At 70.3% G+C, this 20743-nt stretch carries 17 protein-coding genes and 2 pseudogenes; 12 read left to right on the forward strand and 7 right to left on the reverse strand.

The window, feature by feature from the left end:
* Window positions 1-213 precede the first annotated feature (213 nt).
* The 5 genes and pseudogenes from ABZU69_RS25370 to ABZU69_RS25390 all read right to left on the reverse strand — a co-directional run bounded on the left by ABZU69_RS25370 (window position 214) and on the right by ABZU69_RS25390 (window position 5447).
* Entirely contained in the window at window positions 214-1305 is a 1092-nt protein-coding gene (locus ABZU69_RS25370; RefSeq protein WP_354966841.1) for a HAMP domain-containing sensor histidine kinase, read from the reverse strand.
* Window positions 1277-1945, reverse strand: a complete 669-nt coding sequence (locus ABZU69_RS25375; RefSeq protein ID WP_354966842.1) for a response regulator transcription factor — start codon at window positions 1943-1945, stop codon at window positions 1277-1279. Before ABZU69_RS25375 ends, ABZU69_RS25370 begins: the two co-directional genes overlap by 29 nt.
* Window positions 1946-2423: 478 nt before the next feature.
* The gene (locus tag ABZU69_RS25380) at window positions 2424-2672 is read right to left on the reverse strand and encodes a hypothetical protein (protein WP_354966843.1); all 249 of its coding nucleotides are present in this window, start codon (window positions 2670-2672) and stop codon (window positions 2424-2426) included.
* 622 nt (window positions 2673-3294) lie between these two features.
* Window positions 3295-3982 (reverse strand): annotated as a pseudogene (locus ABZU69_RS25385) (leucine zipper domain-containing protein); the annotation flags it as partial.
* A 109-nt stretch (window positions 3983-4091) separates the two neighbouring features.
* Complete coding sequence (locus ABZU69_RS25390; RefSeq protein ID WP_354966844.1) at window positions 4092-5447, reverse strand: hypothetical protein; 1356 nt, start codon at window positions 5445-5447, stop codon at window positions 4092-4094.
* Between the two features lie 363 nt (window positions 5448-5810).
* Between ABZU69_RS25390 and ABZU69_RS25395 the strand changes: the two genes are divergently transcribed.
* The 8 genes from ABZU69_RS25395 to ABZU69_RS25430 are packed head-to-tail and all read left to right on the forward strand — an operon-like array spanning window position 5811 to window position 14883.
* Entirely contained in the window at window positions 5811-6857 is a 1047-nt protein-coding gene (locus ABZU69_RS25395) for a LacI family DNA-binding transcriptional regulator (RefSeq protein ID WP_354966845.1), read from the forward strand.
* Window positions 6858-6896: 39 nt separating this feature from the next.
* On the forward strand, window positions 6897-8492 hold the full coding sequence (locus ABZU69_RS25400; RefSeq protein WP_354966846.1) for an FAD-dependent oxidoreductase: 1596 nt from the start codon (window positions 6897-6899) through the stop codon (window positions 8490-8492).
* A gap of 25 nt (window positions 8493-8517) precedes the next feature.
* Window positions 8518-9801, forward strand: coding sequence for a sugar ABC transporter substrate-binding protein (locus ABZU69_RS25405; protein WP_354966847.1), 1284 nt, complete (start codon window positions 8518-8520; stop codon window positions 9799-9801).
* Window positions 9802-9812: 11 nt separating this feature from the next.
* Window positions 9813-10760 (forward strand): sugar ABC transporter permease, encoded by a 948-nt coding sequence (locus tag ABZU69_RS25410; RefSeq protein WP_354966848.1) that lies wholly within the window; start codon window positions 9813-9815, stop codon window positions 10758-10760.
* Window positions 10750-11592, forward strand: a complete 843-nt coding sequence (locus ABZU69_RS25415) for a carbohydrate ABC transporter permease (protein ID WP_354966849.1) — start codon at window positions 10750-10752, stop codon at window positions 11590-11592. The genes ABZU69_RS25410 and ABZU69_RS25415 overlap by 11 nt, the downstream gene beginning before the upstream one ends.
* A complete protein-coding gene (locus tag ABZU69_RS25420) occupies window positions 11589-12485 on the forward strand; it encodes an ROK family protein (protein WP_354966850.1) in 897 nt (298 codons plus the stop codon). Before ABZU69_RS25415 ends, ABZU69_RS25420 begins: the two co-directional genes overlap by 4 nt.
* Before the next feature lie 47 nt (window positions 12486-12532).
* On the forward strand, window positions 12533-13240 hold the full coding sequence (locus tag ABZU69_RS25425) for a putative N-acetylmannosamine-6-phosphate 2-epimerase (protein ID WP_354966851.1): 708 nt from the start codon (window positions 12533-12535) through the stop codon (window positions 13238-13240).
* A gap of 2 nt (window positions 13241-13242) precedes the next feature.
* The gene (locus ABZU69_RS25430; protein WP_354966852.1) at window positions 13243-14883 is read left to right on the forward strand and encodes a DUF4127 family protein; all 1641 of its coding nucleotides are present in this window, start codon (window positions 13243-13245) and stop codon (window positions 14881-14883) included.
* 295 nt (window positions 14884-15178) lie between these two features.
* Here the strand turns inward: ABZU69_RS25430 and ABZU69_RS25435 are convergent.
* Window positions 15179-15589 (reverse strand): annotated as a pseudogene (locus ABZU69_RS25435) (copper homeostasis protein CutC); the annotation flags it as partial.
* A 119-nt stretch (window positions 15590-15708) separates the two neighbouring features.
* Here ABZU69_RS25435 and ABZU69_RS25440 point away from each other — a divergent pair.
* The 4 genes from ABZU69_RS25440 (at window position 15709) to ABZU69_RS25455 (ending at window position 17632) form a co-directional block, all read left to right on the forward strand.
* Window positions 15709-16041 carry a GNAT family protein gene (locus ABZU69_RS25440; RefSeq protein WP_354966853.1) on the forward strand — a complete coding sequence of 111 codons (333 nt, stop codon included), beginning with the start codon at window positions 15709-15711 and terminating at the stop codon, window positions 16039-16041.
* 31 nt (window positions 16042-16072) lie between these two features.
* Window positions 16073-16453, forward strand: a complete 381-nt coding sequence (locus tag ABZU69_RS25445) for a VOC family protein (protein WP_354966854.1) — start codon at window positions 16073-16075, stop codon at window positions 16451-16453.
* A gap of 161 nt (window positions 16454-16614) precedes the next feature.
* Window positions 16615-17391 (forward strand): hypothetical protein, encoded by a 777-nt coding sequence (locus tag ABZU69_RS25450; protein WP_354966855.1) that lies wholly within the window; start codon window positions 16615-16617, stop codon window positions 17389-17391.
* The gene (locus tag ABZU69_RS25455; RefSeq protein WP_354966856.1) at window positions 17330-17632 is read left to right on the forward strand and encodes a LuxR C-terminal-related transcriptional regulator; all 303 of its coding nucleotides are present in this window, start codon (window positions 17330-17332) and stop codon (window positions 17630-17632) included. Before ABZU69_RS25450 ends, ABZU69_RS25455 begins: the two co-directional genes overlap by 62 nt.
* An 88-nt stretch (window positions 17633-17720) precedes the next feature.
* On the opposite strand, the gene ABZU69_RS25460 is transcribed toward ABZU69_RS25455, so the two are convergent.
* A complete protein-coding gene (locus ABZU69_RS25460; protein WP_354966857.1) occupies window positions 17721-20678 on the reverse strand; it encodes a M4 family metallopeptidase in 2958 nt (985 codons plus the stop codon).
* Between the last annotated feature and the right edge of the window lie 65 nt (window positions 20679-20743).

A 20743-nucleotide genomic window follows, 5' to 3' on the forward strand; every position in this document is an offset into this window, starting at 1 on the left:
CGCCCTCGACCGATCTGGTCGCATCGGCTCCACCTCCCGGCGCGACGCTCGGCACGGATCCCCAGATCAGGGCACAGGTCGTGCGTCACACTGATGATGGAGCCCGGAGGTCGGCCCGCGGCGTTCGTGACAGGTTTGTCATCTGGCTGTCATGCCGGAGGTCCGTCGGCCCGGATCTCGCGCAGTTGTCCTGCGCCGGGCGTTCGGGCCGCCTCAACCGCCTGGGGCGGAACCCCGCTGCTGGGGCGCGGGCGCCGCATCCGTAGGCGCCTGCTGCGCGACGAAGCGTGGGAAGACCATTGAGATCCTCGTACCTACGTCGGGCTCGCTCTCCACCCGCAGCGAACCGCCCCACGAACCGACGACGGCTCTTACGATCGCCAAGCCGAGTCCCGTGCCGGAGTACATGCCCGGGGGGGCCGGTGACGCACCCGCGTTGCTCAGCGCCTCGACCTGCTCCGGATACATTCCCTTGCCCGAGTCGGCGACCACCATGGTCCAGCTGTTTCGCGTGCCGATTCCTTCGACCTCGATCCGGTCACCGGTTTCGGTGAACTTGACCGCATTGTCAAGAAGGCAGTCGAGAGCCATCTCCAGACGGTCCTGATTGATCGACGCCATCTCGACCGTGGAGCACACGCCCCACTGGCGATCCGCAGCGGGCCGCCACCGCCGCACGATGCCAGCCAGCAGCAGGTCGACGTCTCGCATCTCGCGGACGTACGGCCCGTCCAACTGCATGAGGGTCACCAGCCGGTGGGTTATGCCGGCCAGCCGGTCCAACTCCTCCAGCACGATTCTAGTGTCCTCCCGGATCACGGGATCGGAAGTGGCAGCAGACACCAGCTCGGTGTGCCCACGGGCGATCGTGATCGGGGTTCGCAATTCATGTGACGCAAGCCGTACGAAGCGGTCCTGGGACTCGGCGCGGCGGCGCTCGACATCGGCAAGTCGGGCGACCTCGGCCACCATCTGCTGGCGTCGCCGCACATGCCAGACCATGACGCCGAACACCGCAGCCATCAGTGGCACCTCGGTGACTTCCTCCCACCCGATGGCGGCCGCGGCGGCATGGTGGACGAGGATGTATCCCGTGGTGAGCGTGACGGCGGCGAGCACGACGACCATGACAACCGGGCGCCAGGTGGTCAGTCCGTACACGACCGACAGCCCGATCCACACGAGATGGAAGGGAACTGTCTCCTTTCCGGGTAAGACGTACATCAGGCAGCTGTTGACCATCGCCGTGGCGGCCCAGGCGGCGAGGAGAAGGCGGTCATTCCGCGATGAATCGATACCCGACATTGCGTACTGTCTCCACCCGCTCGGGGGTGTCCAGCTTTGCTCTGAGCCGGCGAACGTACACGTCGACCACGTTGCTGCCTGGGTCGAACAGTAGCCCCCAGACGTCGGCCAACAACTCGGCCCGGCTGCACGCCTGCCCGGCCCGCTCCATCAGGTGCTGAAGCAGAAGGAACTCCCGCAGCGACAGCTCGACCGGCCGGCCGGCCACCGAGGCGCGGCGCAGCCGAAGATCCAGGCGGACCGGCCCCACGGACAGGGAACGCTGCGCCGGACCGGGGGCGGGGCCGCGCATCCTCGCCCGTACCCGGGCCACCAGCTCCGCCACCGCGAACGGCTTGACGAGAAAGTCGGCCGCTCCCGCCTCCAGGCAGGCGACCCTGATGCCGATCTCCGGCACCGCGGACACGACGAAGACCCGCTGGTCGGGGCGGGAGCCAACGAGCCGGTCGAGGATCTCGACACCGCTGATGCCCGGCAACATCAGATCCAGCACCACAAGATCGAACTCGGTGGCGAGGGCCGCGTCCAGACCGTCCCGCCCGGTTCCGGCCCGCTCGACGACGTGCCCGTCGTCACGCAGCGCCCGCGACACGAGCCGAGCTATTCGGTCGTCGTCCTCCACGACAAGTACCAGCCCCACCGGACACCTCCGTCGGCGCCCGCAACATAACCGCCCTACCCTGGGTAGCCAAGACTTCTGTCGTAGTTCAGGCGCGGGTTGCGCCAATACCGGCACGGTCCACCGCTGCAGCGCCCGAGGGGCGGCGTGGGCTGCGGGTACGCGGTCGCGATCTCGGCAGGGCGCGCCGAAGGGCACGCCGCCCACGATTACCCCGTTGCCATCGACCGGTTGCCGTCGACGCGGAAGCACCCCGGTCGAGCACGTGCCCTCGTTTACTGGGTCGCAGCGGCTTGGGCGGCGCGTTACCTCGGGGGCCGCCGGGAGATACTCGCGAGCGGGGTGGAGTTGCCCGCCGTGCGTCGCGGCCGGCGTGCCGCAAGGCTTGCGCGCCTGTAGACGCTGACCTGCGTTGAACGCACCGAGGCCCCGCTCCCGGGTCGGCACGGGGCGATGCGCGGGCCACGAGAGCGGGGTCGGGTAGTGCGATCAGCGCTACTCAGGGGTAGCAGACACCCCCGTCGTCGAAGTGGCTCTTGCCGCCGCTGGCGTCACGGGCGTTAAGGGCGCCCGTGGGCTTGTTCTGCGGGTTGATCTTGGCCGGCCCAAACTTGCCAAGATGAGGTTCTACCTGGCCCGTGCGGACGCAGTCATGCCCGTAGTTGAGGCCGGGGCTGGCCTGGGCGGGTGCCGCGAAGCCGATTACGGCAATCCCGCCCGCCGCCAACGCGGCTGCAAGTCTCCGCATGGTTCCCCCGTTCTGCTGCCTTCGGCCGGGCCTGGTCGGCCCAGGGAAGCCTGGGCAGCAGCTATAAGTTATGGGTTCGCTACGGTGCGTATCGGGGTTATGCCGAGTTTGGGGTGAAGCGCAAGGGGACGGGCCACGCCCATCGCCTCGGGACCACCACGCCGTGGTGGTGGAGATGCGGTCCGTCGCGCCGCGGCACGACAGAGGTCACGCGTAGCCGACGAGTGTCGCCGAGCTGCTCACGGACAGCTACTAAGTCCTGGCGTCGAATGGCCTGGCCACCTTGGTGACCCGGCCGTGCGAGCTCGAACCGTACGTCACGCTAACGCTGCGTAGTGCAACGTCATTGCCGAGACAACCATCGGCAAGCGGGGAGCCGCAGGGGCGGCCGGACGACGGCGAAGTGGTGGCGCGAGGCTCCCTACCTCTTCCGTAACCGCTCAGGCAACGGCCTCGTGTGCACGACGGCCAGCTCACGGTTCTGCCGGGTGAGTGCCGTGTAGAGCGGCCCCTGACGGCCGAGGTCCTGCGGGAAGTCGGCGGGTTCGACCACGACGACGCCATCGAACTCCAACCCAGGGGCGGTGTCCGGGTGGGCCACCGTCACCTCGCGGCCCGAGTCGACGCCGCGGGCGGCGAACCAGCCGACGGCGTTGCGTAACACCTCGATAGCCGTGGCGGCTTTCTCGTCGTCACGGATCTCGGCGTAGGCGACCCGGGAGTGATCATCGACGACGGTGTGCACGAACGCCGTACCCATCTGAGGTTCGTAGACGCCGTTACGTGCCCCGGTCCGCCGTGCGGTGGCCTGGCGGTTGCGCCCGCCCTTGCTGGCGGCCGACGAAACGCCACCCGCCGCCGTCGGGGATGTTGCCGTACTTGGTGACATCCACCTGCAGCATCGCGCCCGGATGCGGGTGTTCGTAGCGGCGGATCGGTTCCCCGGTGACCCGGTCGATGTGTGACAGCCGGTGGAGTCGGCAACGCGTCAGCACCGCGTGCACGGTCGAGGCCGGCATGCCCAGGCGGCCGCCGATCTGCACGGGTCCGAGGCGCTGTTTCCACCGCAGGTGCACGATCTTGCGTACCAGCGGACGCGTGGTCCGGGCCGGGCTGCGGTGCGGCCGCGACGAACGGTCCTGCATGCCCTCGGCGCCCTGCTGCCGGTATCGCTGCGCCCAGCGGTTCGCGGTCGGCCAGGACACGTCATAGCGTTCGGCTGCTCGGGCGACCGACCAGCCCTCATCCACGATCAGACGCGCCAGGCGCACACGTGCGCGAGGGGTCAGGGCAGCGTTAGCGTGGGACACGAAGGCCTCCTGTTGCCAGAGCGGTTCCTAGACAGCTCCACTCCACAACCGGAGGCCTTCACCTATTTCAAGATCCCAGCCGTGTCACCAACGTCCATGGACAGAACACCTAGTTGCTGCCCTGGTCGTGCGGGACGGTGACGGTGACGGTGCAGCCCACCGGCCGTCCGATCTCGTCGTGACCGTCATACGTGAGGTGGTACATCCGGTCCCCGCCATTCCCGGCGCGTTCGGCCCGTAGCTTGCCACTCGCGTCCGGCGTGCCGACGGCGAAGCCACTCACGTCCGCGGCCTCACCACCGGTCACGCCGGTCAGGGTGAACGCGTTCGGGCCGAGGACGCCGTCGTGCAGGTCGACTGTGACGTTGACGTCGACCAGCTCATGGTTCGGCGGCCATAGGACCGGCCGGTCCACGGCACAGTCCAGCTGCCGTACCGGCAACGGGTTTGCCAGGGTGGCGGTGGCGTGCCCGATGGTCGCGGTGAGCCGGCCGCCGGCCTCGTAGTACATGTGCGCGGTACGCCCATCGAAGTAGAACGTCGGCGCGGCCGAGCGGCCGAGGTCGGGCGCTGCGGACATCGAGTCGTGCACGATGCCGAGGTGGATCTCCTGGTCGAAGTCCTGCCCGACGTCCACCGCGTGCATGTTGCCATCGGCTGCGTGGTAGATCACCAGGTTGCGGTCGTTCCAGCGCAGGAAGAACGGTCCCGAGGCGTTCGGCCCTTCGATGCCCTGCGGGGTCACGATCGGTTCGGGTTGCATGGTCCAGGTCCGCGCGTCGTTGGAGACCGCCCAGCGGATCCGCCGCGACACGGGCCCGGTCGGTCCGGGCAGTGCAGCGGTCGGATTGTCCATGAAGAGCATCAGGTACCGGGTGCCCAGGCGGGGCACGGACTGCTCGAACACCCGGGCGTAGGAGGTCTCGCCACCGGTCGTGTCGTTCCGGCTGACCGCCGTCCCGCCGTAGCTGAAGTGGATGCCGTCGTCGGAGGTGGCGTACCGGGTGATGGAGTTCTCGCCGTGGAAGTAGAGGAAGAGCTTGCCCTCGCCCTCGATCCACACCGCGTGCGGCGAGGAGATGTGGCTGACCGTCGCGTAGTACGGCAGCCAGGTGTTGCTGATCAGGGGGTTGGCGACGTACTCCGTCCACGGACCGTTGATCGAGTCGGAGTACGCGAGGGCGATCCCGCCGGGACGCTCGTGCGGCGCGTAGTACAGGTAGTAGGCGCCGAGCGGGTTGGGGAAGTAGTCGGCGGCCCGGATGACGCTCGGGAAGATGAACTCGTTCGTCGGGTTGTAGGTGAGGGTGCCCTTGTCGAACGCGGTGCCCTGGTAGGTGAACTGGGGGAAGCCGAGCCCGGGTTCGGCGGCTGCCGGCCGGGCGCCGGCTACTGCGGCGAGGAGCAGGCCGGCACTGGCGGCCGCCAGGACAGCGCGTCGGGACGGGGCGGATGGTCTCGTCATGCGGCTTCCTCTTCGGTCGGTCGGATCGGCGGCACGAACGGCGCGGCGCGGCGCGGTGTGACGCTCAGTAAGAACACAGGGGACACCGATCGGCTGGCAGCCCTTGGCACCACCCGAGCTAATACGTATTAGCATCTATGTTTCTCGAATATTGCGCGCCCGGCGGCGACTCTGTCAAGAGCCGGCTCGCGGCCCGGGCCAGACAGCGACCCGCCGCGAACCTCGACGGCTAATACGCATTACTCCAGCAAGTTCACCGTGCCGAAATCTTGCGTCCACCCCTTGACACACGCCGGGCCACCGGCCAAGCTCCTTCCCAACGCCGACCGCTAATACGCATTAGCAACACCGGAAGGACCCGACGTGACCGCTCCCCCCAGACGTGTCACCCAGCGTGACATCGCGCGGATGGCCGGCGTCAGTCAGGCGACGGTGTCGCTGGTGCTCAACAATCGGACCGACGCCGACGTCCGCATCGCCCCGGAGACCCGGGACCGGGTGTTGCGGGTCATCGCCGAGACCGGCTACGCCGCCGACCCCGTGGCCCGCCGCCTCGCCTCGCGGTTCAACCGGATCATCGGCGTCTTCACGTACGAGCCCGCCTTTCCCAGCGGCAGCCGGGACTTCTTCCACCCGTTCCTGCTCGGCATCGAGGAGTACGCCGAGCGGGTCGGCTGCGACCTGCTGCTGCTCACCAGCGCACCGGTGGTGGACGGCCGGCGACGCATCTTCCACCAGGACAACCGGCTACGTCTGGCCGACGGGTGCATCCTGCTCGGGCGCGAGATCGACGGCGCGGAGCTGCACCGGCTCAACCGTGACGGATATCCGTACGTCGCCGTCGGGCGCCGCGACGACGCCGGCGGGCCGGTCCCCTACGTCGGCGCCGACTACGCCTCGGCGGTGGCCCAGCTCGTCGAGACGGCGCTGCGGCACGGTCACCGCCGCCTGACGTACGTCAGCATGGGCACCGCCGCGGAATCCTCCGAAGACCGGCTCCGTGGGTTCCACGCCGCCGCGGCGACCGCGGAGAGCGCCGGGCAGATGTCGGCAGTGGCCGCGGAGGCCGAAACAACCGTCGACACCCTGCTGGCCGACGGGACCACCGTCGTCTTCGTGGAGGACTTCGCCACGGCGGTCGCGCTGGAGTCGGCCACCCGTCGGCGTGGCCTGACCGTGCCCGGCGACCTGTCGATCGTGACCCTCGGCGACCCGACGGCCCCGGTCCCCACCGACATCGCGTTCACCGGGTTCCGCATCCCCCGCGAGGAGATGGGCCGACAGTCGGTCGAGGTGCTGACGGGCGTCATCGATGGCAGCGCGGCCGGCGTCCAGCAGCGACTTCTCCCCTGCGAACTCGTCGAGGGCGTCACCCTCGGCACCCCCGATCCGGCGGTCGACCGGCGCTGAGCGGTCGGCCGCGCAACTGGAAGGAAACACGTGGTACTCATGCGTACGGACGTCCTCGTCGTCGGGGGCGGACTGGGCGGCGTCGCCGCGGCGCTCGCCGCGGCCCGGGCCGGCCGGTCCGTCATCCTGACCGAGGAGTTCGACTGGCTCGGCGGGCAACTCACCAGCCAGGCCGTCCCGCCGGACGAACACTCCTGGATCGAGCAGTTCGGCGCCACCGCCAGCTACCGGGCGCTGCGCAACGGCATCCGCGACTACTACCGTCGCCACTACCCGTTGACCGAACGGACCCGGGCCTGGACCGACCTCAACCCCGGTGCGGGTTGGGTGAGCCGGCTCTGCCACGAGCCGCGGGTGGCCGTCGCCGTCCTCGAACAGATGCTCGCCCCGTACCTCGGTTCGGGCCGGCTTCGGGTGCTGCAGCCGTACCGGCCGGTCGCCGCGGAGACCGACGGGGACCGGGTGACCGGCGTGACGCTGGCGCACCGCGACCGGGACGAGCGGATCGACGTGGTCGCGCCGTACGTCCTGGACGCCACCGAGACCGGCGAGTTGCTGCCGTTGACGGGCACCGAGTACGTCACCGGGTTCGAGTCGCAGGCGGACACCGGTGAGCCGAGCGCCCCGGCCGAGGCCCAGCCGATGAACATGCAGGCGGTGTCCGTCTGCTTCGCCCTCGACCACGTCGACGGTGACCACACCATCGACCGTCCCGCGGGGTACGACTTCTGGCGCGACTACAAGCCCGACTTCTGGGGTGACCGCCTGCTGTCCTGGAAGTCACCGCACCCGCGGACGTTGGAGATCGTCGAGCGCAGCTTCACCCCCAACCCGGACGACGACCCGCTGAGCGTCAACGCCGATCAACGCGTCAACCCGGGCGATGGCAACCTGTGGACGTTTCGGCGGATCGCCGCACGGCGCAACTTCACCGACGGCGCGTACGGCAGCGACATCACCCTGGTCAACTGGCCAATGATCGACTACTTCGAGGGTCCGGTCATCGACGTGCCGAACGCGTCGTGGCACCTGACCAAGGCCCGCGAGCTGTCGTACTCGGTGCTCTACTGGCTGCAGACGGAGGCGCCCCGGCCGGACGGCGGCACCGGCTTCCCGGGCCTGCGGCTGCGCGGCGACGTGACCGGCAGCTCGGACGGCCTGGCCCAGGCCCCGTACATCCGCGAGTCCCGCCGGATCCAGGCCGAGTACACCGTGGTCGAGCAGGACCTGTCCCTGGCGGTCCGGGGCGACCACGGCGCGGTCAGCTACCCGGACGCGGTGGGCGTGGGCATGTACCGGATCGACCTGCACCCGTCGACCGGTGGTGACAACTACATCGACGTCGGCTCCTGCCCGTTCGAGATCCCGCTCGGCGCGCTGATCCCGAGCCGGATGGAGAACCTGCTGCCGGCCGGCAAGAACATCGGCACCACCCACGTCACCAACGGCAGCTACCGGCTGCATCCGGTCGAGTGGAACATCGGCGAGGTCGCCGGCCTGCTCGCCGACTTCTGTCTGGCGCGGGGCGAGTCCCCGCGTGCGGTCCGCAACACCCCCCGTCTGCTGGCCGACTTCCAGGACCGCCTGACCGCGGCCGGCGTGGAACAGCGCTGGCCGCAGATCGCGGGCTACTGAAAACACCCCCGGTGAGGAGAAGATTGTGAGAGCAGGAAAGGCCCTGCGCGGCGTCGCCGTCGCATTGACCGGTGCGCTCGCCCTGACCGCCTGCGGCGGCGGTGGCGAGGCCGACGACAGCGGTCCGGCGAAGCTGCGGATGACCGTCTGGTCGGCCAACGAGGCGCACCTCAAGCTGTTCAACGAGATCGCCGACGAGTACCGCAAAAGCCACCCGGACGTGGCCGAGATCAAGTTCGACCCGCTGCCGTTCGACACCTACACCACGACCCTGACCACCCAGATCGCGGGCGGGAACGCGCCCGACCTCGCGTGGGTGTTCGAGAACTCCGCCCCCGACTTCGTCTCCTCGGGCGCGTTGCTGCCCCTCGACGACACGCTCAAGAAGGCCGAGGGTTACCAGTACGAGGACATCTCCCCCGCCACCCTCAAGCTCTGGCAGGACGACGGGAAGCTGTACGCGTACCCCTTCTCCACCTCGCCGTTCGGGGTCTTCGTCAACACCGACCTGCTCACGAAGGCCAAGCAGAAGACCCCGGCCGAGCTGATCGCGGCCGGTCAGTGGACCTGGGACAACGCTCTGGCCACCGCCGCGGCGACGGCGGCGAATTCCGGCAAGGCCGGCCTGGTCATTCGGGACTTCGACTACAAGGGCTGGGACAACCTGTCCACCTTCTGGACCGGGTGGGGAGCCCAGGCATGGAGCGAGGACGGCAAGGCCTGCGGCTTCAACAGCCCGGAGATGGTCGACGCGATGACCTCCCTGCACAAGGCCACCTTCACCCAGAAGGCGCTGCCCGGCCCGGGCACGACCGCCGACTTCTTCGCCGGTGACTCGGCCATGACGATCACCCAGATCTCCCGCGCTTCGCTGCTGAAGGACGGCGGCTTCGGGTGGGACCTGGTGCCGCTGCCGGCCGGGCCGAAGGGGAACTACGCGGTGGTCGGCCAGGCCGGCCTCGGGGTGATGAAGAAGAGCCCGCACGCCAAGCAGGCGGCCGACTTCCTGGCCTTCTTCACCAACCCCACGAACTCGGCCAAGCTCGCCCAGTTCTTCCCGGCGCCCCGACAGTCGCAGCTGACCGCCGAGACGCTCGCCAAGACGAACCCGAAGCTCAAGCCGGAGCAGCTGCAGAAGGTCGTCATCGACGGCATCACCAACGGCGTGGTCAAGCCCAGCCACTCCGGGCAGGCCGAGCTGAGCCAGCAGGTCCGCGCCGGCCTCGACCCGCTGTGGCAGCCGAACGCGGACGTCAAGGCCGTACTCGACGGCGTCTGCGCCAAGATCCAGCCGCTGCTGGCGAAGTAAGGCCAACGATCATGACCCAGACGGACACCAGGGTGGGCTCGGCTGTTGCCGGGCCCGCCCCGGGCCCGGCCCGGCCGTTCTGGACCAGCCGCCGCCGGGACCAGCTCACCGGTTACCTGTTCATCGCCCCGCAACTGCTCGGCAGCGCCGTCTTCGTGATCCTGCCGCTGATTCTCGTGCTCTGGTACAGCCTGCACGAGTGGAACGTGCTCGCCGGGACCTTCGACTTCGTCGGCACCGACAACTACACGGCTCTCGCCGATGATCCCAACCTCGGCGCGGTGCTGCGCGCCACCGGGCTCTTCTCGGTCGGCCTGGTGATGCTCAATCTCAGCCTGGCACTGCTGCTGGCCGTCCTGCTGAACCAGAGGCTGCGGGGCACGATCGTGTTCCGCACGCTGTTCTTCTCCCCGGTGGTGGTCTCGCTGGTGGCCTGGACCATCGTCTGGGGCTTCCTGCTTCAGGACAACGGCGGGATCAACGGGCTGCTCGACACCGTCGGCGTGGACGGGCCGAACTGGCTGCGCGGCGAGGGCACCGCGATGGTGTCCGTGATCGTCGTGCAGGTGTTCAAGAACGTCGGCCTGAACATGGTGCTGTTCCTGGCCGCCCTGCAGGGCGTGCCGGCCGAGCTGTACGAGGCTGCGGAAGTCGACGGGGCGAGCCGGATGCGCCAGTTCTGGCGGATCACCGTACCGCTGATCAGCCCGACGATCCTGCTGACCTCGATCATCACCGTGGTCGGGTCGCTGCAGGTCTTCGCGCAGATCGCGGTGCTCACCCAGGGCGGACCCGGCACATCGACGACGGTGCTCGTCTACTACCTGTACCAGCAGGCCTTCCAGTTCCATCACTTCGGCTACGGCGCCACGCTGTCGATCGTGCTGTTCGCCATCGTGCTCGCCCTCACTGTGCTGCAGTGGCAGATGCGCAAGAGGTGGGTCTTCCATGAATCGTGACCTGTCCCGGCGGACCAAGCTGGTGCTCTACGGTGTGCTGCTGGTCCTGGCGATCCCGTTCGTCTTCCCGACCTGGTGGATGGTCACGTCGTCGCTGAAGCCGGTGGCGGACATCTTCGCCTTCCCGCCGCAGCTCCTGCCGACCAACCCGCGGTTCGACGCCTACCAGCGGGTGTTCGAGTTGCAGCCGTTCGGGCAGCAGTACCTGAACAGCCTCTACATCGCGCTGGTCGTCACGGTCGGCACCATGGCCGTTGCGGCGCTGGCCGGGTACGCCTTCGCGCGCATCCGGTTCCGGGGCCAGAACGTGTTGTTCCTGGTCGTCCTCGCGGGCCTGCTCATTCCGAGCGAGGTGACGATCGTGCCGCTGTTCCAGATGTTCTTCAAACTCGGCCTGGTCAACACCCACTGGCCGCTGATCCTGGTGCCGATCTTCGGCGCGCCGAGCGTCCTGGCGACGTTCATCATGCGGCAGTTCTTCATCAGCCTCCCCGGTGAGCTGGAGGAGGCGGCCCGGGTCGACGGGCTGGGCCGCTTCGCCACCTTCTGGCGGATCGCCCTGCCGCTGTCGCGGCCGGCACTGGGCGCGGTGGCCATCTTCACCTTCCTGCACAGCTGGAACCTCTACCTGGAACCGATCGTGTTCCTCTCCTCTCCGGAGAAGTTCACCCTGCCCCAGGCGCTCACCCAGTTCGTCGACGCGTACGGCGGCCCCATGTGGGACGTCCAGATGGCCGCGGCGTCGATGACGGCGCTGCCCGTCCTGGTGGTCTTCGTCATCGCGCAGAAGCAGTTCGTCGAGGGCCTCGCGCACACCGGCCTCAAGGGATGACGACACCAATCGTCGGCATCGACATCGGCGGCACCAAGACGGCGGCCGCGCTGGTCGACCGGGCCGGACAGGTGCTGGAGCGCCGCGAGGTGCCCACGCCCGCCCGGTCCGGGCCCGGGGCCGTGCTGGACTCCGCCGCCCGGCTGGCCACCGACCTGCTCGGCGCGGCCGCCGGGCCGGTGGGGGTGGGCACCGCCGGCACGGTCGACCCCGCAACCGGCGGCATCCGGTACGCCACTGACAGCCTGCCCGGCTGGGCCGGCACCCCGGTCGCCGACGCGCTGGCCGCCCGGCTGGGTCGACCCGTGCGGGTCACCAACGACGTGAACGCCGCCGCGCTGGGCGAGTGCTGGGCCGGCGCCGGACGGGACCGCGCTCATGTGCTGCTGGTGGCCGTCGGCACCGGGCTGGGCGGGGCGGTCGTCCGCAACGGCCGCGTCGAGGCCGGTGCGCGCGGCGCCGCCGGCGAGGTCGGACATCTGCCGGCCCCGGGCGCCGAACTACTGCGGTGCGGGTGCGGCCGGTACGGGCATCTGGAGGCGATCGCCTCCGGCAGCGGGCTGGCCGCCGCGTATGCCATCGAGACCGGCACCCACGTCACTGGGCGGGACGTGGCGGACCGCGCCGCAGCCGGAGACGGGGTCGCCCAGCGGGTCGTGGAGCGGGCCGGAACCGTCCTCGGCGCGGCCCTGGCGGGGTTGGTGGCCCTGCTCGATCCGGAAGCTGTCCTGGTGGCCGGCGGAGCGGCCGGTCCCCTGCTGCCCACCGCGTCGGCCGCCTACTCGGCCGAGTTGCCCGCGGGCTGGGCCGACGTTCCGCTGCTGTCCGCCACGTTGGGCGCTGACGCGGTCGTGGTCGGCGCGGCCCGACTGGCCATCGACACACAGGAGTGAGCGGTGCTGACACGAGCCGGCACTCGGATCAGTGAGAGGACCAGCGGGTGAGCGTGCTTGACGACCTGGCCGGCGGGCTGGTGGTGTCCTGCCAACCGCTGCCCGACGATCCTGACGACCCGATGCGGGACCCGTACGTCCAGGCCCGGGTGGCGGCCGCGGTGGTACGCGGCGGCGCGGTGGCGGTCCGGGTCAACGGACCGGACGACGTCAGAGCGGTACGCGCCGCCGTCGACGTTCCGGTGATCGGGTTGTACAAGCACGGCACCGAGGACGTCTTCATCACCCCGACCGCGGCCCACGCGCTCGAGGTGGCGCTGGCCGGGGCGGACATCGTCGCGATCGACGCCACCGACCGCCCCCGACCGGACGGACGCCCCTTCGCCGACACGGTCCGGGTGATCCGCGAACGGACCGACGCACTGGTCCTGGCCGACGTCTCCACCACGGCTGAGGGCGTCGCCGCCGTCGAGGCCGGCGCGGACGCCGTCGCCACCACGCTGTCCGGCTACACCCCGGCCAGCCCACCGACTGACGGGCCCGACCTCGGGCTCGTGGAGCGACTCGTCGCACTGCTGTCCGTGCCGGTGATCGCCGAAGGGCGGTACCGCACCACGGAACAGATCCGCCGGGCCTTCGAGGCGGGTGCGCACGCGGTGGTGATGGGCAACGCCGTCACCTCACCGCTGTGGATCACCCGCCGGCTCGTGCCGGCCGTCCCCCGCGCGGCGAGCGCCCCGAGAAAGAAGGAGTGACCATGAGAAGACGTACCCTGCTGGCCACCGGCGTGGCCGGGCTGACCACCGTGGCCATCGGCCGACCCGCATTCGCCGGGCCCGCCAACCGGCGGCTGACCGTGGCACTGGTCCCGCTGGACGACCGGCCGGTCAACACCTACGCCCCGCAGATGACCGCGGCGAGCGCCGGCGCCCAGGTGCAGCTGCCGCCACGGGAACTGCTGGGCCGCTTCTTCAACCCGGGCGACGGGGCCGCCATCGCCCGCTGGCTCGGCACCACCAACGGCGTCGACGGGTACGTGATCTCGGTCAGCATGCTCGCCTACGGCGGCCTGATCGCCTCCCGCACCGCCGCCCCAACCCTGGCGGCCGCCCTGGAGAACCTGGCCGCGATCCGAAACCTGCGCTCGACCCGGCCGGGGGCGGTGATCGAGGTGCACGACACCATCCAGCGCCTCGCCATCACCAGCACGGGCACCGAGCTGGACCAGTACCGCGACCTGCTGGTCAGCTGGGCGAAGCTCTACGACCAGGTGGTGAACCTCGGGCAGGAGGAGCTGCGGGCCCAGCTCGACGCCGTCCGGGCGCGAATCCCCGACCAGGTCGTTGAGGACTATCTCGCCGCTCGGGCCCGCAACCACCAGGTCAACCGGCTGATGGTCGAGTGGGTCGCCGACGGCACCATCAGCCACCTCGTGCTCTCCGAGGACGACACCGCGCCGGTCGGCCTGGCCCGAGCCGAGCGGGTGGAACTGGAGGCGCTTGTCGCTCAACTCGGCGTCGACGACCGGGTGGAGATCTTCCCCGGCGCCGACGAGGTCGACGCGTTGCTGGTCGCGCGGGTGATCGCGGCCGGCACGGCGCCCACCTACCGCGTGGAGTACGCCGGCGTCTCCGGCGAGGACTGGACCGCTCAACTGGAGGGCATCCCGTTCGCGGAGAACATCCGCCGGCACGTGGCCGCCGTGGGGGGACGGGTCGTCAGCGGCGACACGGACATCGTGCTCGCCGTGAACACCCCCTCGTCGGCACCCGGGCAGCGGGCCGCTGACCTGGACGCCTTCGTCGCGCGGATCGGCAAGCTGCTGGCTGCCGGCACCCCGGTCATCGTGGTGGACCCGCTCATCGTGAACAAGGCGGACCACGAACTGGTCGCGCGGATGGAGAGCGGCCTGGATCTCGCGGCGCTGCTGTCGTACTCGGGATGGAACACCGGCGGCAACGCACTCGGCCTGGCGCTCGGCCACGGCACCGCCCGGTGGGCGTACCTTCGCTCCTCCGGCAGCGGATTCGGTGTGCCCGAACTGCGCGGGCCCGGCCAGGCGCACGCCGAGTACCTGCTCTACCGGCTCGTCAAGGACGACCCGTGGAAGAACATCGTGCAGGTCGAGGCGTACGCGCACGCACGGGCGCAGGGCTGGGACCCGCTCGCGCTCACCCCCGAGCAGAAGACCTACTTCGACGGCTGGGTGAGCGAACGGCTGGTGCCGCTGACCGAGCGGTACTTCGCCGACCACTTCGCCGGGCACCGCATCGTGCTGGGCCAGCGAGGCGCGAAGACGTTCACGGCGACCCTGGCTCGCTTCGAGTCGGCGCGTGTCGAGCTGCCGTGGGACCGACTCTTCGAGGTGATCCTCGAGCCTCGGCTGCGACTGTCCTGACCGGACGGCCGGTCGCGCCGGGGGTTGACCCGCCGGCGCGACCGGTCCGGTGCCGTCGTCAGCCCGCGCGCTCGCGGTGCTGGCGCGCCTAGTGGTGCGGGCGGTTCGGGTCCGTCGCCGTCCCCCGTGCCGTCCGTCCCGACCGCCCGGGTGTGCCCGTCGGCCGGCGTCAGGGCGTCGCTTCGATGATGCGCAGGTCGGGGTCGGCGCCGTCGCCGAGCGCCCGCAGCGCCTCCTGGTAGGCGGGTGTCTCGTGGGCGGCGAGCGCCGCGCCGACGCTGACGCCGCTTTGCGCTCAGGAGGGCACAGCAGCCCGTGTGGCGTCGAGGACCCGGCGTACCTCGTCGCCGTCCGTGGCCTCGCGCCCGTCGCGCCGCACCGGTGCCCGCAGGTGCACCTCCCGCGCGCCGGTCTCCGCGAGCACCTGCCGGACGTTGTGCGACCGGATGCCGCCGCCGGCGATGACCCGCAACCGGTCGACGGCCCGATGCCGCAGCGCGGCGATCCGTGGGGCACCGGCCAGCGCGCTCGGCGCCCCGCCCGAGGTGAGCACCGCGTCGGCCCCGAGGTCGATGAGTTTTTCGATCGCCCTCAGCTGGTCGCCGACCTCGTCGAAGGCCTTGTGCACCGTCACCGGCAGCGGTCCCGCAGCCTCGATCAGGCGCCGCAGCACGGCCAGGTCGAGGCCGCCCGCGGCGGTGAGGGCAACGGCTCGCCGGCCTGTCCGTTCCCGACGGCTGGGGCGCACCGGCCCTCGGTGACCACGACCACGACGAGGGTGGAGTGGCCTCGACACCTTGACGATGCCCGTCCGGCGCGAGTGGATTGGGCGTACACGGCCGGCGGGCAGCGAAGCCGCGGCCGTCCAAGGGACAGGATCTACACGACACTCCTCTCGAAGGAGACGCGGGACGGCTGGACCACCTTCAGACGCTAGACCTGAACCGCGTGCAGGCGGAGACCGATACACGCAACGTGGCATCTGCCCGCGTGCTGGAGAAGCTCGGGTTCGTGCGTGAAGGGACGTTGCGCGAAGACTGCGTCGTGAACGGCGAGGTCTCGGACTCGTGGGTCTACGGGCTGATCAGGCGAGAGTGGCCGACGAGGAAGGGACACGGTACGGACATGACGCTTCCCTCGCGCGGGCGGCCATACTGACCGTGCGGGCCGGGGCCCGACCACGAAGGAGGTGACCGCTGTGCCGATCGGTCGGCTCCACCATCTGATCGTCGACTGCCTGGATCCGACGGTCGAGGCGCGTTTCTGGAGCGCGGTCCTCGGCGACCCGATCACCTACGCGGACGAGGACTTCGCCGTCGTGTCGGCCAGCACGTCGGCGTCCGGGCTGGCGTTTCAGCGCGCCGCCGACCTGACGCAGCCGACGTGGCCGGAGCCGGCGGTGCCGCAGCAGATGCACCTCGACGTGATGGTTGACGATCAGGCCGCGGCAGGCGAGGCAGTGCTCGCGCTGGGTGCGCGGCGGTTGCCCGGCGAGCACGTGTACGCCGATCCGGCCGGCCACCCGTTCTGCCTGATCAGACGCCCCACCTGGGCGCCGCCCGTGAACTGAGCTCAGCCCTGGCTGTTACGGCTGGTAGAACTTGCACCGGCTGCACGGCAGCCTGGGCCACCGCAGTCCCGCCGACAACGAGGCCGCCCTGGCGGCCTGACCACCACACCGGTGGTGTCCGCCGCAGCGGAACGAGTCAGACCACAGGAGTGTCACAACGTATGGACGGAACCGCAGGCAGCCCGTGGGCGGTAACCGGTCTGGATCCACTGGCCGGACTGGTGTTGGAGCACCTGGTATCCGTGCCGTCGGCGGACGCCACCGAGGTGGCGGCCGCTGTCGGGGTGTCCTCGGCGGAGGCGGAACGAGCACTGCGGCACCTGGCGGACTCCGCACTGGCGCTGCAGATCGACGGCACGACACCGCGATGGGCGGCCGGCCCCCCACGGTCATCGCTCAGCGCCCTGCTGGCCCGGCGGCGGGCCGAACTGGCCCGTGTTGACGGCATCGTGGAGCGGCTTCACGAGGTGTACGAGGCGGTGTCCGGGCCGCGCGCTGCGCACCTGGTGGAGGTGCTGGAGCGCGAGGACGAGGTGCCGGCGCGCTACGGTCAGCTGCTGAAGGGGAGTTCGGTCGAGGTACTGCATCTGGCCAAGCCGCCGTATGTGACGGCCGCGCAGCCGTCCGTCGGGGAGTCGGGCGTGGCGCCCGGGGTGCGGATGCGGTCGGTGTACGAGACGGAGGGCTTCACCGACGCGGTGTCGCTCACGACGGCGCTGCGCGGGACGGGTCAGGGCGGGGAACTGCGGCTGGCGGCACGGCTGCCGGTGAAGTTGGTGGTGTTCGACCGGGCGGCGGCTCTGCTGCCGGTGCGCGGGGACCGCCCGGCGGCGGGTTCCTTGGTGGTGCACCCCCCCCGCGCTGGTGGTGGCGCTGGTGGCGCTGTTCGAGAGCGTGTGGGAGCGCGCCGAGCCGGTGTCGCTGGCGAGCCGACATGACGGGCCGGCTCCGAAGGGCGGTCCGGCGACCGAGGGGCCGGACGGGCGAACACGGGAGATCCTGCACATGATGGCGACCGGGATGAAGGACGAGGCGATCGCCCGCGTGCTCCAGGTGAGCCGCCGTACGGTGCAGAAACATGTCAGCGAGGCGGGTTCCCTGCTCGGCGCCCGGACCCGGTTCCAGATCGCGCTGCTGGCGGCGGAGCGGGGGTGGCTCAAGGGCCCGGTGGGGAATTGACCAGGCCATGTCCTGAACGCGACGCCGCGCCGGGACCGCCCTGAGGGGTCCCGGCGCTTCGTCGTGGAGCGCGCCTCCTAGTAGGGGCTCACTTGCAGGACTTGGCTCCCTTCGCGTACGCCAGGCCGAAACCGCCGGCCGACGAGTCCATGAAGATCACCTCGCGCCCCGTGCCCGCCGTCGCGAACATCTGGGCGCCCGGGCTGCACGACGCCGGGCCGACGTACTTTCCGTTGAGCGTGTACTGCTTGAGCTTCGGATTGAGCGAGTTGTCCGGGTAGCCGCCGGTCGAGAGCCAGAGGTCCGCGGGGGCCTCCTCGGTAACCGTGAGGGTCGTGTCGGACAGCGTGAGGACGTCGGCGCGGATCGCCTGCGGGGAGTTCTCCTCGAAGAGCAGGTGGCTGGTGCCGGTGGCGAAGTCGAACAGCCGCACGGAGTCGTTGAACGTCCCCTGGCTCCACTCGCCGTCGACGTACCTGCCGTAGTCGCGGTTGATCACCCAGGCGACGCCGGTGGCGGACACCTGGGGGTAACTCATCGTCTCGGCACCAGGGTCACCGCCGGCGAAGGTCGTCTTCCCCGTCGCGATGTCGTACACCTCGACGCCCAGCGACCACCAGTTGCCGTTGGCGTCGGGCTGCGGGTAGTCCTCGTACCGGACGTAGGAGATCTTCCCGTTCTTGACGCTCGGCGCCGTCGCGTTCCCGAGCCAGTCGGGGTGGGCGAGGGTGTGGACGGTCCGCGAGCTGCCCTGCAGGTAGCGCACGACGTCGCGGTAGCCCTGCTCCGGGTCGTACTGGCTCCACGTGACGACGGTGCCGTCGAAGCTCAGGCCGTCGATCCGGTACGGGGAGCTGTAGAGCTCCTCGACCTGGCCGCCGCCGACTGGCGCCGACAGGATGTGGTCGACCTCCCACGTCGGGGAGTCGGGGTCCGCCTCGATCGACAGCCACACGACCCGCTTGCCATCGGTGTGCGGGAAGCTGTGCATGTTCCCGTCGTCCGGGGAGATCCGGTACGGCGCGACCTTGCCGTCAATGCGGCCCATCCAGATCGACGGCGGCTGGGTGTGGTTCGCGTCCGAGCGCGGCACGGTGAACCAGCCGCCGGCCATGCTCGCAGTCATGTCGACGTACATCCCGGTGTTGAGCCGGTCGACGAGGAGGTCGGTCTTCTTGCCGTAGAGGTTCGCCTTCCACTTCGCGGTGATCCCGCGCGAATCGAACGCCGCCCGCACCACCTTGAGGTCCTTCTGACTCAGGCCGGAGGACTTGGCGGAGGCGAGCACCGCCTCGCGGGCGTCGACGAAGTCGGACATCGGCGTGAGGTAGTCGGTGAGCGCCCGGTAGACGATCTTGTCGGCGACCGCGCCACCGAATGCCTGACGCAGGTCCCACAGCGCCCCGGACACGATCGTCGAGTTGAGGTGCACGCCGCCGTCGTCCATCTGCGGCGTGTCCATGAGGTGCTGGAAGTTCGCCGTGGTGGCGCCGTCGTCGAGGTTGCGCAGGGCGCACTTGGTGGGCGCCAGGGTGCGGCAGAGGTCGCCGCCGATCAGGCTCGCCTCGGGGTCGGACATGGGCGTGCCGGCCGCGTCGAGGTCGATGGCGTTGCCGAAGTAGTCGGCGATCGCCTCATTGAGCGCGCCGGGCTGGCCGGCGTAGACGAGGTTGGCGGAGTTCTCCACCACACCGTGCGTCATCTCGTGGCCCACGACGTCCGGGTCGGCGGCCAGCGGCAGGTACTCGTCGTCGCCGCTGCCGTACACCATGCGGGTGCCGTCCCAGTACGCGTTGACGAACGGGTAGCCGCCGTAGGTAATGCCCACGATCGAGTTGATCGGCATGCCGTCATCGTCCAGGCTGTTGCGCCCGAGATTCGTCTGGAACCACTCGAACACCTTCGCGGCGTCCCAGGCCGCGTCCACGGCGCCGGCGTCGGTCAGGTCCGCGCCGAGTGTGCTCGACGGCGACGCGAACGGCCCCACGCCCTCGGGCAACTGGCCGTCGAGCAGCTCGTAGTAGTCCCGGCCCCGAGCGTCCCAGGTGGTGATCGGCACCGTCCGGCCGTCCGGGAGGGTGTGGGTCTGATCGATCATGAGGTAGGAGCTCGCGTCGTCGGTCCGGACGAGCGGGACCGGCACCGTGGCGCCGTGCAGGCTCCTGCCCTCGCCGACGACCGGCGTCGTGCCCTTGCGCGACGGGAGCGCCTTCGTAACGGCCCGCGGCGCGACGGCGGTCCCGCCGGCGGCCAGGGCGGCGGCCTGCTGCGCGGTGGCGAAGGGCTTGATCCGGCTGACGCTGAGCAGCGTCACGCCGTTCGTCGCACCCACGTACACGTCGCGGAGCACGGGCTGGCCCGTGACGACGTCCTTGCCCTTGACGAGCACGCGCCGGGCGAGCACGCCGGTGCCAGTCGGCATGACCACGAGACCCTGGTCGGTGCCGCTGAGATCGGCGTGGGCGGCGTCGGGCGTCGTGCCGGGCCGCGGGGCGCCGGCCACGACGGCCGCACCGGGGTGCAGGCTCTTGCGCACGTCCTCGACCGCTCGGGAGACCGCGATGTGCGCGGGCATCGGGGTGCTGGTCGTGTCGACGTCGAGGTCTGTGAAGTAGGTGCCCGACGTGCCGGTCACCGCCCGCTTGCCGGCCTTCTTCTCCATCCGCACCACGTACTGGGCGCCGAACACGGGCAGACCCTTGTACTTCTGGTTCAGCCGGACCGTCTCCCGCGCGCCCTGCGTGTCGATGTTCGCGGTGGTGAGCGTGCCGGCCGGGTCGGCGATCCGGTAGCGGTCCTTGTGGCCCGCGAGGTGGGCCTTGGCGGCCTTGTCCGGTGCGATCGTGGCGTCGACCTGGTCGGCCAGGTCATCGACGAGCGCGGGGGCGTCCGTAGCGGGTGCCACGGTGGCCGGAACTGAAGCCTCCGCGGCGGTCGTCGTGCCCGTCGGCGACGGGGTCGCCGCGGTCGCGGCCTGGGCGGTGGTTCCGAGGAGGGCGGCCGTCGCCAGGACGGCGAGGGCGGGTGGTGCCTTGAGTCTGCGCATCTGTGCTCCTGCAAGGTGGTCCAGCGCCCGGCCGACTCCTTGCGGCACGGGGTTCGCTCACCCTC

Origin of the sequence: Micromonospora sp. NPDC005206, from assembly GCF_040608175.1 — a bacterium.
Classification (GTDB): Bacteria; Actinomycetota; Actinomycetes; order Mycobacteriales; family Micromonosporaceae; genus Micromonospora.